The 13,278-nt window shown below is 42.9% G+C and carries 9 protein-coding genes; 3 read left to right on the forward strand and 6 right to left on the reverse strand.

Annotation, left to right across the window (positions count from 1 at the left end):
- Positions 1-314: 314 nt before the first annotated feature.
- A complete protein-coding gene (locus L4D79_RS22380; RefSeq protein ID WP_428654556.1) occupies positions 315-1,859 on the forward strand; it encodes a DNA cytosine methyltransferase in 1,545 nt (514 codons plus the stop codon).
- A 180-nt stretch (positions 1,860-2,039) separates the two neighbouring features.
- On the opposite strand, the gene L4D79_RS22385 is transcribed toward L4D79_RS22380, so the two are convergent.
- The 4 genes from L4D79_RS22385 to L4D79_RS22400 are packed head-to-tail and all read right to left on the reverse strand — an operon-like array spanning position 2,040 to position 9,163.
- On the reverse strand, positions 2,040-4,088 hold the full coding sequence (locus L4D79_RS22385; RefSeq protein ID WP_428654558.1) for an AIPR family protein: 2,049 nt from the start codon (positions 4,086-4,088) through the stop codon (positions 2,040-2,042).
- Position 4,089: 1 nt separating this feature from the next.
- Positions 4,090-5,055 (reverse strand): PD-(D/E)XK motif protein, encoded by a 966-nt coding sequence (locus tag L4D79_RS22390; protein ID WP_428654560.1) that lies wholly within the window; start codon positions 5,053-5,055, stop codon positions 4,090-4,092.
- Positions 5,052-7,754 (reverse strand): Z1 domain-containing protein, encoded by a 2,703-nt coding sequence (locus L4D79_RS22395; protein ID WP_428654562.1) that lies wholly within the window; start codon positions 7,752-7,754, stop codon positions 5,052-5,054. The genes L4D79_RS22390 and L4D79_RS22395 overlap by 4 nt, the downstream gene beginning before the upstream one ends.
- The gene (locus L4D79_RS22400) at positions 7,754-9,163 is read right to left on the reverse strand and encodes an ATP-binding protein (protein WP_428654564.1); all 1,410 of its coding nucleotides are present in this window, start codon (positions 9,161-9,163) and stop codon (positions 7,754-7,756) included. Before L4D79_RS22400 ends, L4D79_RS22395 begins: the two co-directional genes overlap by 1 nt.
- Before the next feature lie 236 nt (positions 9,164-9,399).
- Here L4D79_RS22400 and L4D79_RS22405 point away from each other — a divergent pair, with 236 nt between their 5' ends.
- The gene (locus tag L4D79_RS22405) at positions 9,400-9,597 is read left to right on the forward strand and encodes a hypothetical protein (RefSeq protein ID WP_428654566.1); all 198 of its coding nucleotides are present in this window, start codon (positions 9,400-9,402) and stop codon (positions 9,595-9,597) included.
- Between the two features lie 45 nt (positions 9,598-9,642).
- Here the strand turns inward: L4D79_RS22405 and L4D79_RS22410 are convergent, their stop codons facing one another.
- The gene (locus L4D79_RS22410) at positions 9,643-10,146 is read right to left on the reverse strand and encodes a very short patch repair endonuclease (protein ID WP_428654568.1); all 504 of its coding nucleotides are present in this window, start codon (positions 10,144-10,146) and stop codon (positions 9,643-9,645) included.
- A gap of 140 nt (positions 10,147-10,286) precedes the next feature.
- Complete coding sequence (locus tag L4D79_RS22415) at positions 10,287-11,450, reverse strand: threonine/serine exporter family protein (RefSeq protein ID WP_428654570.1); 1,164 nt, start codon at positions 11,448-11,450, stop codon at positions 10,287-10,289.
- A 634-nt stretch (positions 11,451-12,084) separates the two neighbouring features.
- On the opposite strand from L4D79_RS22415, the gene L4D79_RS22420 reads away from it, so the two are divergent.
- Positions 12,085-13,191: a M20/M25/M40 family metallo-hydrolase gene (locus L4D79_RS22420; RefSeq protein ID WP_428654572.1), complete on the forward strand. Its 1,107-nt coding sequence runs from the start codon at positions 12,085-12,087 to the stop codon at positions 13,189-13,191.
- Positions 13,192-13,278: the final 87 nt, after the last annotated feature.

The raw sequence follows: 13,278 nt of genomic DNA on the forward strand, positions 1-13,278 counted from the left end.
TACATCATGTAGATACAGAGCACGTACGTTGATCTTAATCCTTATACTTAGATCTATGCATATCTAATATGTACTCGGGATGAGCATATAGAATAAGTAACCGCTTGTAGTACTCAAGCTATGATATTTATAGCACTTGAGACGTTATTTGGTCGATACGGCTTTATATATCCCAAACCACAAAGTTAAAAAAGCACCAATATGCTCAACAACCAACCCTGCAATTCTAAGAAACAAAAGAATCATGATATCTTGTTGCCCAAGGAAATTAGCCTGGTATGATTACTCAGTATTTAAATTGGAAGAAACAGTAAATGAAAGCAGGTGAATTTCTAGTTATCGACCTATTCGCAGGTCCCGGAGGGCTTGGTGAGGGGGTCTCATCATGTACTACTGAGAATGGTGTTAAACCATTTGATATTGGCGTGTCGGTCGAAAAAGAACCATCTGCACATAAGACATTGACAACTAGAGCATTTTTCAGAAAAATCGCTGATAATCCTGTAGCTAGAAAAGACTATTATAAATACGTTCGTGGACTAATAACTCGCGATGAGCTTTTTTCTATATACGATGAGCAAGCTCAAGCGGCACTTAGGGAAACATTACATCAACCAAGGGCTCTTGGTAAAGATAACGAGCTTATCCATGAAAGGATTCAGGAACTAGTCGCTGGACACCAAGGTCCTAAAATAGTCATTGGGGGCCCACCTTGCCAAGCATACTCTTTAGCTGGTCGTTCGCGTAATGCGGGTATTAAAGATTATAAAGCTGAAGATGATCATCGACATTTTTTATACAAAGAATACTTACAAGTCATCTCTATTGCTCAACCTGAAGTTTTTGTAATGGAAAACGTCCGGGGCATATTATCGGCTAAAGTTGATGGGAAAATGATGTTTCCCCAAATCCTTGAGGATTTAAGGAACCCTAGTGCAGTTACCGGTGTAGTTGGCATATCAGGTTACAAAATCTACTCTTTAGTTGTTGAGGCTGATGATCAGAAGGATCCTCGCTATATTAGCTCATCTGACTTTCTAATACGCTCAGAATTCTATGGTATACCCCAGGCAAGACACCGAGTAATCCTCTTGGGTGTACGTGACGATATTGAAGCTGTTCCTAGAACATTACAACAGGCAGGAGAATATCCAATTACGGTACGAAGTGTACTGAATGACTTACCAAAATTGCGAAGTGGCTTCTCTAAACAAAAAGATGATACGTACATATGGACTAGTACCGTTAAAATGCATGCTAAGCAGTTAAAGCGTGTATTAAGTAATCAGTATTCGGATGAAAAGCTTACAGAGTTAGATTTAACCCCATATGAAAATCTACAGCGTAAAAATTCAGTACATTCCGATATAGAAATTGCAGAAATTCCACAACCACTAAGTAATTGGTTGTTAGATGAAAGTTTAGGCTGTGTACTAAACCATGAAACAAGAGGCCATATGGATGAAGATTTACTTCGTTATGCCTTCTGTGCAACCTACTCATTATTAAATAATGGTATTTCACCTAAATCTCGTGATTTTCCAGCATGCTTAGCACCAGCACATGCTAATTGGGATACAGGGACACATGCCGATCGTTTTCGAGTTCAATCTGCAAATAAAGAAGCTACTACTGTAACCAGCCATATTTCAAAAGATGGCCATTACTTTATCCATTACGATCCAAAACAATGCCGTAGTCTAACTGTTCGCGAAGCTGCAAGATTACAAACATTCCCAGATAATTATCTATTTGAAGGCAACCGAACTCAGCAGTATGTACAGGTAGGAAATGCTGTGCCTCCTTTTTTGGCACAGCAAATAGGTAAGGTCGTAATGGAGCTGTTAGACAAAAGTTGATTTATTCTGGACGAGAGTAATCCGGAGTGCCAATTCGGCTGAGTTATTTGCCAAGCCTTTCTACTAAATATAGGACAAAGCACTAGAAAGGCTTGTGCAAGAGTATCTCTTAGTGAATATACTTAGTAGGTACTTGTTTATCTAACCCGCAAGTAACAACATTAAGACCTTTATTTAATTTTACTCAACATTCTCAAGTGACAACCTTTCAGAATAACGACCCAACAGTTTAACTAATACGGTTGACTGCTTTTCTGATGGTAATTTCGTGGGATTTTTTGCCACTTGCAAAATACGCATCAAGGCAGGTGTTGCAGCATCGTCATCAAGCAAATACATCTCAACTTGTTCCCATGTTTTCTTAGGTGTTTTCAGAACTTTTTCCTGTGCGTGAATACCATCATCTATCATCTGAACCTTTTTTGAAGTTAAAGCTTGTTCCATAGCATCAGCTTTGCTTATCAAGAAAGTATTAACTTCAAGAATATCGCATTCTAATTTCTTTACTGTATCCCAGAATACTTGCCGCTTCGCGTATTCACTAGGATTTCCTACGGGGCGATTATCAGCAAGCAATAATTCATTAATCGCATAAGATAGTTTACGTAGAGTCATCATGATTGGTTCCGGTACAACCGGAGATCTCCACAAAACATCCATATTCCAATCTAAGGATTGCTCACTAATCTCAAGCGATAAGCGAGCAATGGCATATGTAACGAGGTTAGCACGATAACCTGAATACCAATCTTCTTTCATTATCACTTTTTCAAGTGCTCTGAAAATACTTGCTCGACAAATCAACTTACGGAAATACGACTCATTGAACACTAAATCATCTTTCCTCCACTTAGCATCGACAAGATCAGCAAATTTTGCGAAGTTCTTCTGTGCACCTTTACTTACCTCATGTGGTAAGCAGTCCCATGAGTTCATAATCTTCGCGACATCAGTCTTTGTAAGTAGCTGAGAACGAGGGTGAAGTTGCTGAAACTGCTTTTTCTTTGATTGTGTTAGATATGCCTGTGCATCCAGGTACTGCCCTCTTGCCCTTTCATAAAACCAATGCGTCTGTGCATTCTGACCTGCGCGTACAGGAATCCAAACTCTCCTTGAAAACTCTTCCAAACGAACATGAAATGGATGGTTTGAAAAAAGATCTGCGTCTGAAACTTTATTCTGGGAGTTGGCGTACCTGGAAATCTTTGGTACAAGCTCTGTTGATGCCTCATCAGAAAGAACGGTGAGTTTCATTTGCAGAGATATTCGCGATAAGTCAGCCTTATCCTTGACGTATGCACTGTAAATTGAAGCTGTTGTTTGCCCGCCGTTAACAATCTGGAGGTTTCTAAGCTCAACTATCATTGGTCCGTGATTGGTTTGCTCAATGACTACCCCTTGAGCCGTTGTTGTTAATCCGTTGTTATATGCGAAAAAGTGAGTTGGGTCATTCAGGATAGTTGTCCGAATCCCCTTATTTACTTTTCCTCGATGTTGAAGGAAACTTCTGACATTCTGCTCAAGTAGTCGTGCTCCCCATTGCCCATAAAGTGAAACAAGTCTAGCACCAGGCATTACAGCGAGTATTGACTGTTCCCCTTCTGTATCATCATGAGCTACCAAACATGGAAGCGGGTTATCACGAAAATCTATAATCATTTCCTCTCGCTCATTACGAGAGGATTCGAGTTTAAATATCCGCCTAAGATCCCATAAATGGACAGTACAAGGGCGATCATCGATATCATCAATTGTAACGTCACGCATTCTTTCTGAAGTGGGCTGGTTAGACACAACAACAAACCTGATTCGGGATATATCAGACCAGTTATCCAAAATTAGTCGAGCGGTTTGATAACAATTGCTAGATGGCTCAAAGACTGAAGACAAGTGCTCTGTAAGAGTTTTTTTTACAAACTTGGATAGCTTCTTTATTGCTGATTCAATTTCACGCTTCGTTAGTGTTAACGGCTCTTCTGATGAAGAGATTAGAGTTACAAACAATGACAAAGAAAAGTTATTTGTATCAAAAGAGTAACCATCAATCAGCCACCTGCCGGCACCATCTCTGCCATCTTCCACGATCACATAGTCATCAAACTCACCAGCATCAGATAAAAGATCAAGAATGTAGCTAAGAAATTCGAACTCTATTAAACGTCCTTCAACATCTGATGAAGCCTTTACATGTTCGATAAGAGAGGTGTAATACTCTGTCAGTTCATTCATATCAGCCTTTCACTATCTCGCTAATCTCACCAATCGCACATGCCCACTCAGCAGCTAAAGACAGATCAAGATCATATCTGACCCTACCAATAGCCGGTGGAAGGTTATCTCCTGTCAATCGTGGAAAGTCATCTTCAACTCGATACACTCTGGGCTCACCTAGTTCGAAATACAACTCATCGTAACAATCGTCTTTGATGTATCGAGCACTGAGCAATAATTCATCAAAGGCGGCATATTGACTAAGAGGTATCATATTTCTCGTTTCTTCCACAAATTCGTTAAGCGTCACCCCATTACCATCCGAAGATAAACTTCCTGGATATACTGTAAGAAATAAACACCCTTCGGCATCAAGCTGCTCTCGTGATGAGATTTTAACGACACTTGAATCAAATGCATGAGATTTGATTTCTACAGTCACACCAATCGTCTCATCACAGAAGTCCTGCGCCGCTCCCGTCGGCCCCTGCCAACCCAAAACACCGTTTGTAGATATATTGGGGATCCAATTTTCACGTAAAAACTTTAGTTCAGAGATAAGCCCTAAGCACTCCTCTGGACTCAGCTTTCGCCTCCCCTTTTCAAACAACCTTTGCCATACAAGAACTCGACGCTTTAAAATCGCCACAATCTGCTCTGGAGATGTAGAAAACTGACAGGCAGACACAAGATCAAGGCACAGCCGATAAAATACTGTAGCAAGCTCAGAAGCACCGATGACCACCCCTAAATAATGCTCACCATTCGCATCATTAACACGAGCAATGTTTAGCTTTGATGTTCCCTTTATAGATGCAGTTGAAGCAACTGCACCACCGGGAAGCTGAATAGCAACACCAAATTGACCATCTTTACACCGTATCCAGTACCATGAATTATTTTGCTCTTGATCCACTAGAATTGTTGTTAATGCACCAGTTCTAGGTGCTTGCATTTTTGTCCATGGAGTTTCAATACTACTCATAACTCAAACTCATCGATTAACTCTGCACCATATTTTTCAAACCAATCAATAGTCACATTCCACAGAACATCAGGTCGTGGTTCAGAAGACTCAGGAATGGATATGGCCCAACCAAGAACATTACGCTCTGACAAGACATTTTTCATATCAGAACCATCGTACTCACATGCCTTAATAACATGAAAAATTAGCGTAGGCTTCTTTCTCGCAGCTCGGTACTTCTTATCTGCCACAAGTCCTGAACCTTGCTCTACAGCATCAATTTCATCTTGTGTGAGCCCTAACGCTTCGACCCCACGGCTAGTAATCGATTGTTTTCGACTTAACCGTAATTCATGAAGGTTTTTCTCGTTCTTTGGTTTATCAACTATTCCTCTTCGTAGGCGTGCGAACCTCTCTCCATCACTCGCTATCCATTCACCTTCTTTGGGCTTATTTGGCTGATAAACAAATACATCCCAGATTGCAAGTTCATCACCTGAACGTTCTTCTAGATACTGTAGAAACAAGTTATTCTCTGCCCAAAAACCACAACTGGGATGATTATTCAGTGTTCTAAGACCTTTGATAATATTTCCTGCATCTACATTCTTAAAATGAATATGCTGACGATGTGCTTTTGGTATATCAAAACCGCTGTAACGTTTATCCGCTATTCGCCCCAGAAAGTTGGAGAACTCATCAAAGTTGTTTTCAATAACATCTGGTCTTGAGTCAACACAATCTGTTTCCAAAAGCCTGTTATCAAAACGAAGTCGAGTCATAATAGTTTTTGCTGTTCTCATCTTGTTGGCAGCGGTTACCATCAGCGAATCTGGAGACGCCTGAACTCGAAGACCAAACTCGCTTGGAGTCATCTTTCTGCGCTGCATCTCAGCAGCTTGTTCACGCAAGTCGTCAGATGCTTCCGAAATATGAGCGTACCAATCCAAGGACTCGGAGGTAATCCAAAGACGTAACAGATCTTGATATCCATCTCTGTAACCGTACCAACGCCCCATTTGCATGAGGCTGTCATACATTACCGAACGTCGATAAAAGTAACTTACAACCAACCCTTCAAGCGTAAGGCCACGACTGAGTTTAAGGCCGCCTATCGCAATCTGTTTTTTAGGGCCATCTTTTTCATATGTCAGCGAATCGCCGGATTTGCTGTGAACTGTAACCGTTTTAGGTTTCTCCATTTTAGCCAGAGAATTACGTACTTCATCCCAAGACTCTTTGGAGCAACTTTCATAGTGCTTACTCCAGATAAAGTGGAGAGCTTTCATACCCTCAGAGCTAATTTCAGCCCCTAACTTATGTGCGTGTACAGTAATCGCACTCCAATATTCATCCAGGCAAGTATCCACCAAAGGAGTGATATCAGATTGTACTGTCGTTAACCTTGACATATTGATAAGCATTGAGTCATGGTCGTGCTTGATCAGGTACTTACTACGGCGGATATCCTTAATAGCACTGGCTAGAAGGAAAGCTCCAATTGCCTCTTTTAACGACTTCGGTATGGAGGTCACAGCAGTACCCGGCTTGTGAGTTATCGGGAGATGTTCTCCCGCATCTTCAATTTCAACACAAGTTCGATCTGTCACCTCGTTATTCCTAAAGAAATAACGTGCACCGCAGTAATTATTTGGCGGCTCCAATGCCACGATAAAGTCTTTAGGGAACAAATCGTCAGTGTCAGCCCTATCGCCTTCCGAATCTGGATGAATGAATATATTGGCAAAAGGAGTAGCCGTATAAGCAACATAGCTCGATCTTCTACATGCGTGAAGTACTTCACGTATCAGGCGATTGATGGTTTTTGGATCTTCATCATCGTTGCCTGTATTAACTGAAGCATTGTCAGCTTCATCATCAATAATTAAGACAGGCTGTTCCACTCCACCATTTTTTGCATTGACCTCAGAGGTTAGCCAAGTAACAAGTCGCTGCAGTGGATGCTTGTTCTTTTTGGTAACAACAAGAATTGGCTCACTTATTGTGGAAATTCTGTAACGAGGATCCTTCTTGATATCATCGTCACGATCTGTCAGGCAGAATGGAAGCCTTGAGTCATTTGAGCGACCAACCCCTATTATTTTTGTTTCTCGGTCCTTATTGGACTTCCCCGCAATTGAGACACTACCAACAAAATCCTTATCAAGCCTTTCCTGAGTTTGCTGCCTGAGATCCTCTACGGTTCCTGTCAAGACAATGATTAGTTTATAGCCTGCATCGGCAGCCTTGTTGATTAAAGCAGAATAGTTGTTAGTTTTTCCAGCTTGAACATCACCGATCACCATTCCTCTACACGGAAAACCTGAGCTAGACTCAGGGTCGCCGATGAGAGAAAGAATTCGGTCAGTATCAGTGTCAGTCCTTTTTAATACACTTTCCGGTATATCTTTAGTCTTAAAATGATCCTTGAAGCGTCGCCAGTAGTACCAGTCAATCGCCTGCTTCTTGTCTTCTGTTAACCACTCCTTACGTGGTTCATCGCTGGTTAGAATTGCCGCTTCTCCAACGGTAACAGCAACTTTTTCTCGAAAAAGCTTTTCAATAACCTCAATATCAACCTGCTCAAGGTTTAGTTTGGTTCTATAGCTATCTAACTGCTCATCAATCCAGTTTTTTGTAATTTCTCGATCGTAACGGTGTGCATCTTTTTCCATCTGATTCACAACCATTTCAACGATTGTATCCTTAGATAACATTACCTAGCCTCTATCTTATTTATAATTTTCTCGGCCTGCTCTCGAGTAAGGCCAATATTGCTGTCGTTAACTAACGCATTAAAGATAATTTCAAGATCGATTCCGGCTTTGAATAGATTTTCAGCCAATATCTGACTTTGACCAAACAAATCTTCTGAGTCTTGATCTAGTTTTATATTTGTCGCTGATACATCATTTTTTATCAGTGCTAAAGGCAACGCAGTCTCGATAATGCTTACCAAAGCAGACCTTGTTTGACCGCAAGTAATTGACTGTAGCATTACAGCAAGCGCAGAGTGGCTGCGGTTAAGAACGTAATGAACTCGTTCTTTCTCTCTATCATAAACTCGCTGCCAAACTGGCTCTAAATCTAACGATGGCATCTTTGCCCGGCGGGTGAACGTAGTTGATGATTTATTTGAACACTGAATTATTACTCTTCTAAGCTGTTCACGAAGTGAAGCTGGTAAATCTACTCGAGACTTCCGTACGTCAATACGCCATAAATGATCAGCATTGTTATCAAAATCCACTTGAATTCGAGCTAACTTGTTAGCTTCAGATGCACGCGCAAGCCGATACCAGCTACCTGAAGATATTAGCCTTCCTGCACGATAAATATATAAGCCTTGTCCAGCATGATGATCACCGTTGAGAGATACTCTTTGGGCAAATGAGTGAGTCATGCTTGATGGGTGTGGTAATAGATAGGCTTTTATCTTAATAAAGCAATGGCCCAACCTCAGAGTCTCATCAGACAATAAAGTCGATGCTTGCCTACCTGTTTCTGGCTGAGTTGCAAACGGATCCATCCCCTTAATAAGCCGTTTATTAAGGCGCAGAGTAAGCTTCTTTGTACCCTCCCTCCCTCTTATAAACCGATGGAAAGTAAGTGCAAGATGATCAACTAGAGAGCTAAGGCGCCTATCATAAGCTCGCTCAGCACTGGCAGCAGTCAAGTCTAAAGCTCTATCAAAAGTATTCCATATAACTGCAGTACCTTTTGAATGTTCGAATCCAACATCTTGCAGGTACAACTCACAGTCAGCGGGCTTAATAATTTGCGCTATCCACTGGTTTTCTCTCTCAACCAAGTCAAGATCCCACCGTATTCCGTACCAATCATCATAACTGTCTGCCCTACTGATAAGTGTAAGCTTCTTGCATTGAGAAAAAGATGCCGTTTTAAGCCCCATCCCAAATCGACCAAGATCATCAACAGACCGCTCATTCGCGGGGTCCATAGCACCAAGTTGCATGGCATCCTGTACACCACTCGGTGTCATCCCATGGCCATCATCTATGATAGCTAGCACAGGATCACCATTGCGCCACTCAGTGAAGATATCTACATGACTAGCTTTTGCTGATATGGAGTTATCAATTAAATCTGCAACAGCAGACTCCATCGAGTACCCAATACTTCTGAGGCTATGGATAAAGGATCGTACAATAGGAGGTAAAAGAATTGACTCCATAGAAGTATATAGCCCCTAATACATATAGAAATGGACAATTCTAACAAAACACAAAACGTCAAAGCTAATTCAGTCTCTCTTTTTCGCAAAATTAATGACACATGTGACTCATAGTCCGTAGACCATTCCGCTCAGTCACGTCATAGTTACGGTCAGGAGGACTTGCTATGTATGAGCATGAGGATATTGAAAATGAACTGGAATACAAAGGCTTTAGTATCTTCATTGAAGACAACCCAGATCAGTACAGCGAAGGAGTTGAGTACAGTGTTTCTCGAGGAACAGATATTTTAGAAATTGGGCTTGAGTTCAGCTTCACCAACGCAGTAACGTCAGCCAAGAGCTGGGTTGATGAGAACACTTAACCGTTAAGACTGAAGATCTTTATTGTGGCCCAGAACACAAACTGGTTACCGCCTAGAATTACCTATCAACTGAAGCTTGGTAACTTTATAGGTGTCAAAATTAAGTTTCAGCAAAGGTAACGGGGCTCCTCCGCTTACTTCGCAGGAGTGGCAGTTTGCTACCAGCCAGCAGGCTATGAAATCCAGCAGTTGATCTATATCGAACTTGGCAGGCTTACGTATCGCACATTCCCAAACAACCAACACACGCCACCCGTGAGCTTTAAGCCATTGTGTTGAGAGTTTGTCACGCAGTCGGTTTGCTCTGAATTTTGCCAGCCAGAATTGTTTGTTCTTCTTCGGAAAGGTAAAACTAGAACAACCACTATGCGCATGCCAGAAGCAACCGTGGACAAAAATCACAGCCCTATACTTGGGAAAAACCAAGTCTGGCCTGCCCTTGAGTTTCCGGTCATGCAGGTGGTAGCGGAAACCCCGGGCGAACAACAACTTTCTGAAGAAAACCTCAAGTTTGGTATCCCGAGAGCGGAATAACGACATATCCGGCATGGCAGTACCTCTATAGTTCCCCTCTTAAGTTATAGGCCTTAAAATAAGAACCGCAGAGCTATTCTGCGGCCTTTTTCTTCGGGCTTAAAGACTTGTTCAGGACTGCGACTTGAACATCAGTCGCAGCGAAAAGAAGTGGCCTAGCGATCAATCTTTGGAGAGTAAAGCGAATAAGCGGTGATCTGCCCTGCTACAATCGCTGAAAACATGAAGATGGCAGATAAGCCGATATTAGGAATTGGCAAGATGGATTGCTCGAAGACTGATTGGCTCGCGCTGATCAAAACTCGGCTACCGGGAACCAGAATGATGATCCCCTGCACAATATAAATAGAGCCTGTTAGATTAAGAAGCTTGGCAATTTTAGTGCCATACAGGGTGATCAACACGGTTGTAACCCAAGTGCCCACGACCCAGTCGCCACCAAAACCCAAGTACATCGGCCCCCACATCCCCAATACTGCCACTGGTAGCCCAAGCAAAATATCTTGTGGGCGGGCATTGAAGATCACCCCAATAGATGTAGAAATCAACACCAAGCCAAAGACATGCAGCCATAGGGGGATTTCATTGGTATACGGAAGAGTATTCACGGGCCCCCACCAAGCTTCGCCGATGTTCAAACCAATCATCACTCCGATAAACAGTTTGAGTAGGGTTAGCATACTTTGTCCGAGTAAAGCGGTCCCAGAGACCAAATCGTTGAATGCCAAACACTCTAATGAATTAGCAATCGATAATCCGGGGACAAATAAGACTATCGAAGCAATGCACAACGCCCAAACAGGCACATTAGTACCAAGGCTAACGATAAAAGCAACAAACAAACCGGTTAGCAATGCCGCTATAAACTCAGCGGCAATTGCACGGCGGCCATGACAAATCAACTGTACTAGCCAAACCATCAATCCAAGCAAGGTGGCATACCCTACCGCTTCCAGTGTACTCCCAACCAACATCAGATAGGCAGGGGGTATCCCCATATTGGCCAATGCCACAACCCATTTAGGGTAGTGAAAGTCTTGCGCTGGTTTTTCTTTACGAGGTTGATTAATGCGATCAATGGTATTAGCCAGTAAGGCAAGGTCAATAGAGGCGGGTTTGTGGCGCTTTAGAACTACGGTATCTCTCTTGCCAAGAAACTGATAGTTAATCGAGGTTGGCATGGCCTGCACCATGACATCCGCATCATATTTTTTTGCATAGTGCTGAGTATACTTTTCCACCTTATAGGGTGGGCACCCACAACGGTGCAAGGTATCCCCAATTTCTACAACTTTATTAATTATATATTGCGAAGCCATAGCCAGTTCAGAATGAGCCAAAAACGGCGTAAGGTAACAAATAAGTGCCACAGAAACGAGTGAGTAAGATCTCAGAATTAAGATTTTAGCTCTGCTATTTCATACACAATCACTTTTAGCAGTTTAATGCTGCTAAGCCATTGAAATTAAAACGCTAACCATCTTATTAAACACTTATCATATCATTATTATTACGCTTTTTAGGCATCGTATAATATTCAAAAACTTAGCCTAAACATTCGTTATTGCTAACAGTTTACTTGACTGCCATTTCTCTTTTCCTCATATACAGGAATATTACTACCAGCATCAAAAAACTGCGTTAAGCCTAGAAGAGCGCCCCCCTTAACCTGCATAAGGAACTGATTTATATAAGCAAACTGTCTTCAAGCATCAATCAACATCTTCTAATTAGTTGATAGAATTCAGAATTCATACAATGACACACCACCTCGCAAGCATGTAACCGCTGCAGAACACCTCCCCAACCCCACCCGCACATTTCCCCAACAACACAACATAATCACCTTAACATTTGAGGTTTTATAGTGATTCCACCCACGATATTGGTGGACAGATCAAGGTTAGTTCAGCCAGTTCACGTAATATGGCAGTCATAACGGAGGTGCTTTAAATGGCAAATATCAATCAGGACCGTCTGGTCCAACACTTTATTGAACTGGTTAAAATCGACAGTGAGTCGCGCAACGAGAAAGCAATTGCCGAGACACTGGCCGAGCAGCTAGGTGAAATGGGCTTTGACGTACAAAAGCTACCTGTTCCTGCTGAGATCTCCAACGGCTTCAACATCTACGCCAAGCTAGAAGGCAAGCTGGAAGGTACTATCCTGCTAAGCTGCCACATGGATACGGTTACCCCAGGTAACGGTATTGAGCCAATCATCGAAGACGGTATCATCCGCTCGAAAGGCGACACCATTCTAGGCGGCGATGACAAATCAGGTATCGCGGCGATCATGGAAGCGGTACGCTCTATCAAGGCTGACGGCCATGAGCACCAGACTATCGAACTCGCGTTCACTGTATATGAAGAAGGCGGCCTGCACGGCTCGCAGAACTTCGACATGAGCAAGGTTGAATCGCTAACCGGTATTGTATTCGATTCTGGCGGCCCTATCGGCACCATCATCACGACGGCACCGGGCCAGCAAAACCTGAAGGTGAACATCACCGGTAAACCAGCCCACGCAGGCCTTGCACCGGAAGAAGGGATCAACGCCCTTACCGTTGCTGCCGATGCAATCACCAACATGAAGCTGTCTCGTATCGATGAGGAAACCACAGCAAACATCGGTGTGGTGAAAGGCGGCCAGGCGACCAACATCGTCATGCCAGAACTATTTATCGAAGCAGAAGCGCGCTCGCTGGATGACGACAAGCTACAAGCACAAGTCAATCATATGGTAAGTACGTTCGAAGCAGCAGCTGAAAAGCACGGCGCGGAAATCAACATTGCGTCTAAGCGCGCTTACAACGCTTACCGCATTGCTGACAACGACCCGCACGTAGAGCAAATCAAAGCCGCTTTCGAAGCCAACGGCATCGTGCCTATGACCAAGCCAACTGGCGGCGGTAGCGACGCAAACATCTTCAACAGCAAAGGCCTGAAGACGGTAAACCTGTCTACCGGTATGGCGAAGGTGCACACGACGGAAGAGTTCATCAAAATTGATGACATGGTAGAGATCACCAAGTTCTTGTACACCTACCTAACTCGCTAATCCCCTTGAAAGAGGAGGCCTCGCCCTCCTCTTTATCCCCCAAAGGCATACCTGTTTGACTCATCCCCCCCTAGATCCTCTCGGTAC

The organism is Photobacterium satsumensis (assembly GCF_050336935.1).
GTDB classification, from domain to species: Bacteria; Pseudomonadota; Gammaproteobacteria; order Enterobacterales; family Vibrionaceae; genus Photobacterium; species Photobacterium satsumensis.

Coding starts and splice junctions, on each gene's coding strand:
- L4D79_RS22420 (WP_428654572.1), top strand. CDS start 12,085: ATGGCAAATATCAATCAGGACCGTCTGGTCCAACACTTTATTGAACTG.
- L4D79_RS22395 (WP_428654562.1), bottom strand. CDS start 7,754: ATGTTATCTAAGGATACAATCGTTGAAATGGTTGTGAATCAGATGGAA.
- L4D79_RS22390 (WP_428654560.1), bottom strand. CDS start 5,055: ATGAGTAGTATTGAAACTCCATGGACAAAAATGCAAGCACCTAGAACT.
- L4D79_RS22385 (WP_428654558.1), bottom strand. CDS start 4,088: ATGAATGAACTGACAGAGTATTACACCTCTCTTATCGAACATGTAAAG.
- L4D79_RS22410 (WP_428654568.1), bottom strand. CDS start 10,146: ATGCCGGATATGTCGTTATTCCGCTCTCGGGATACCAAACTTGAGGTT.
- L4D79_RS22415 (WP_428654570.1), bottom strand. CDS start 11,450: ATGGCTTCGCAATATATAATTAATAAAGTTGTAGAAATTGGGGATACC.
- L4D79_RS22405 (WP_428654566.1), top strand. CDS start 9,400: ATGTATGAGCATGAGGATATTGAAAATGAACTGGAATACAAAGGCTTT.
- L4D79_RS22400 (WP_428654564.1), bottom strand. CDS start 9,163: ATGGAGTCTGCTGTTGCAGATTTAATTGATAACTCCATATCAGCAAAA.
- L4D79_RS22380 (WP_428654556.1), top strand. CDS start 315: ATGAAAGCAGGTGAATTTCTAGTTATCGACCTATTCGCAGGTCCCGGA.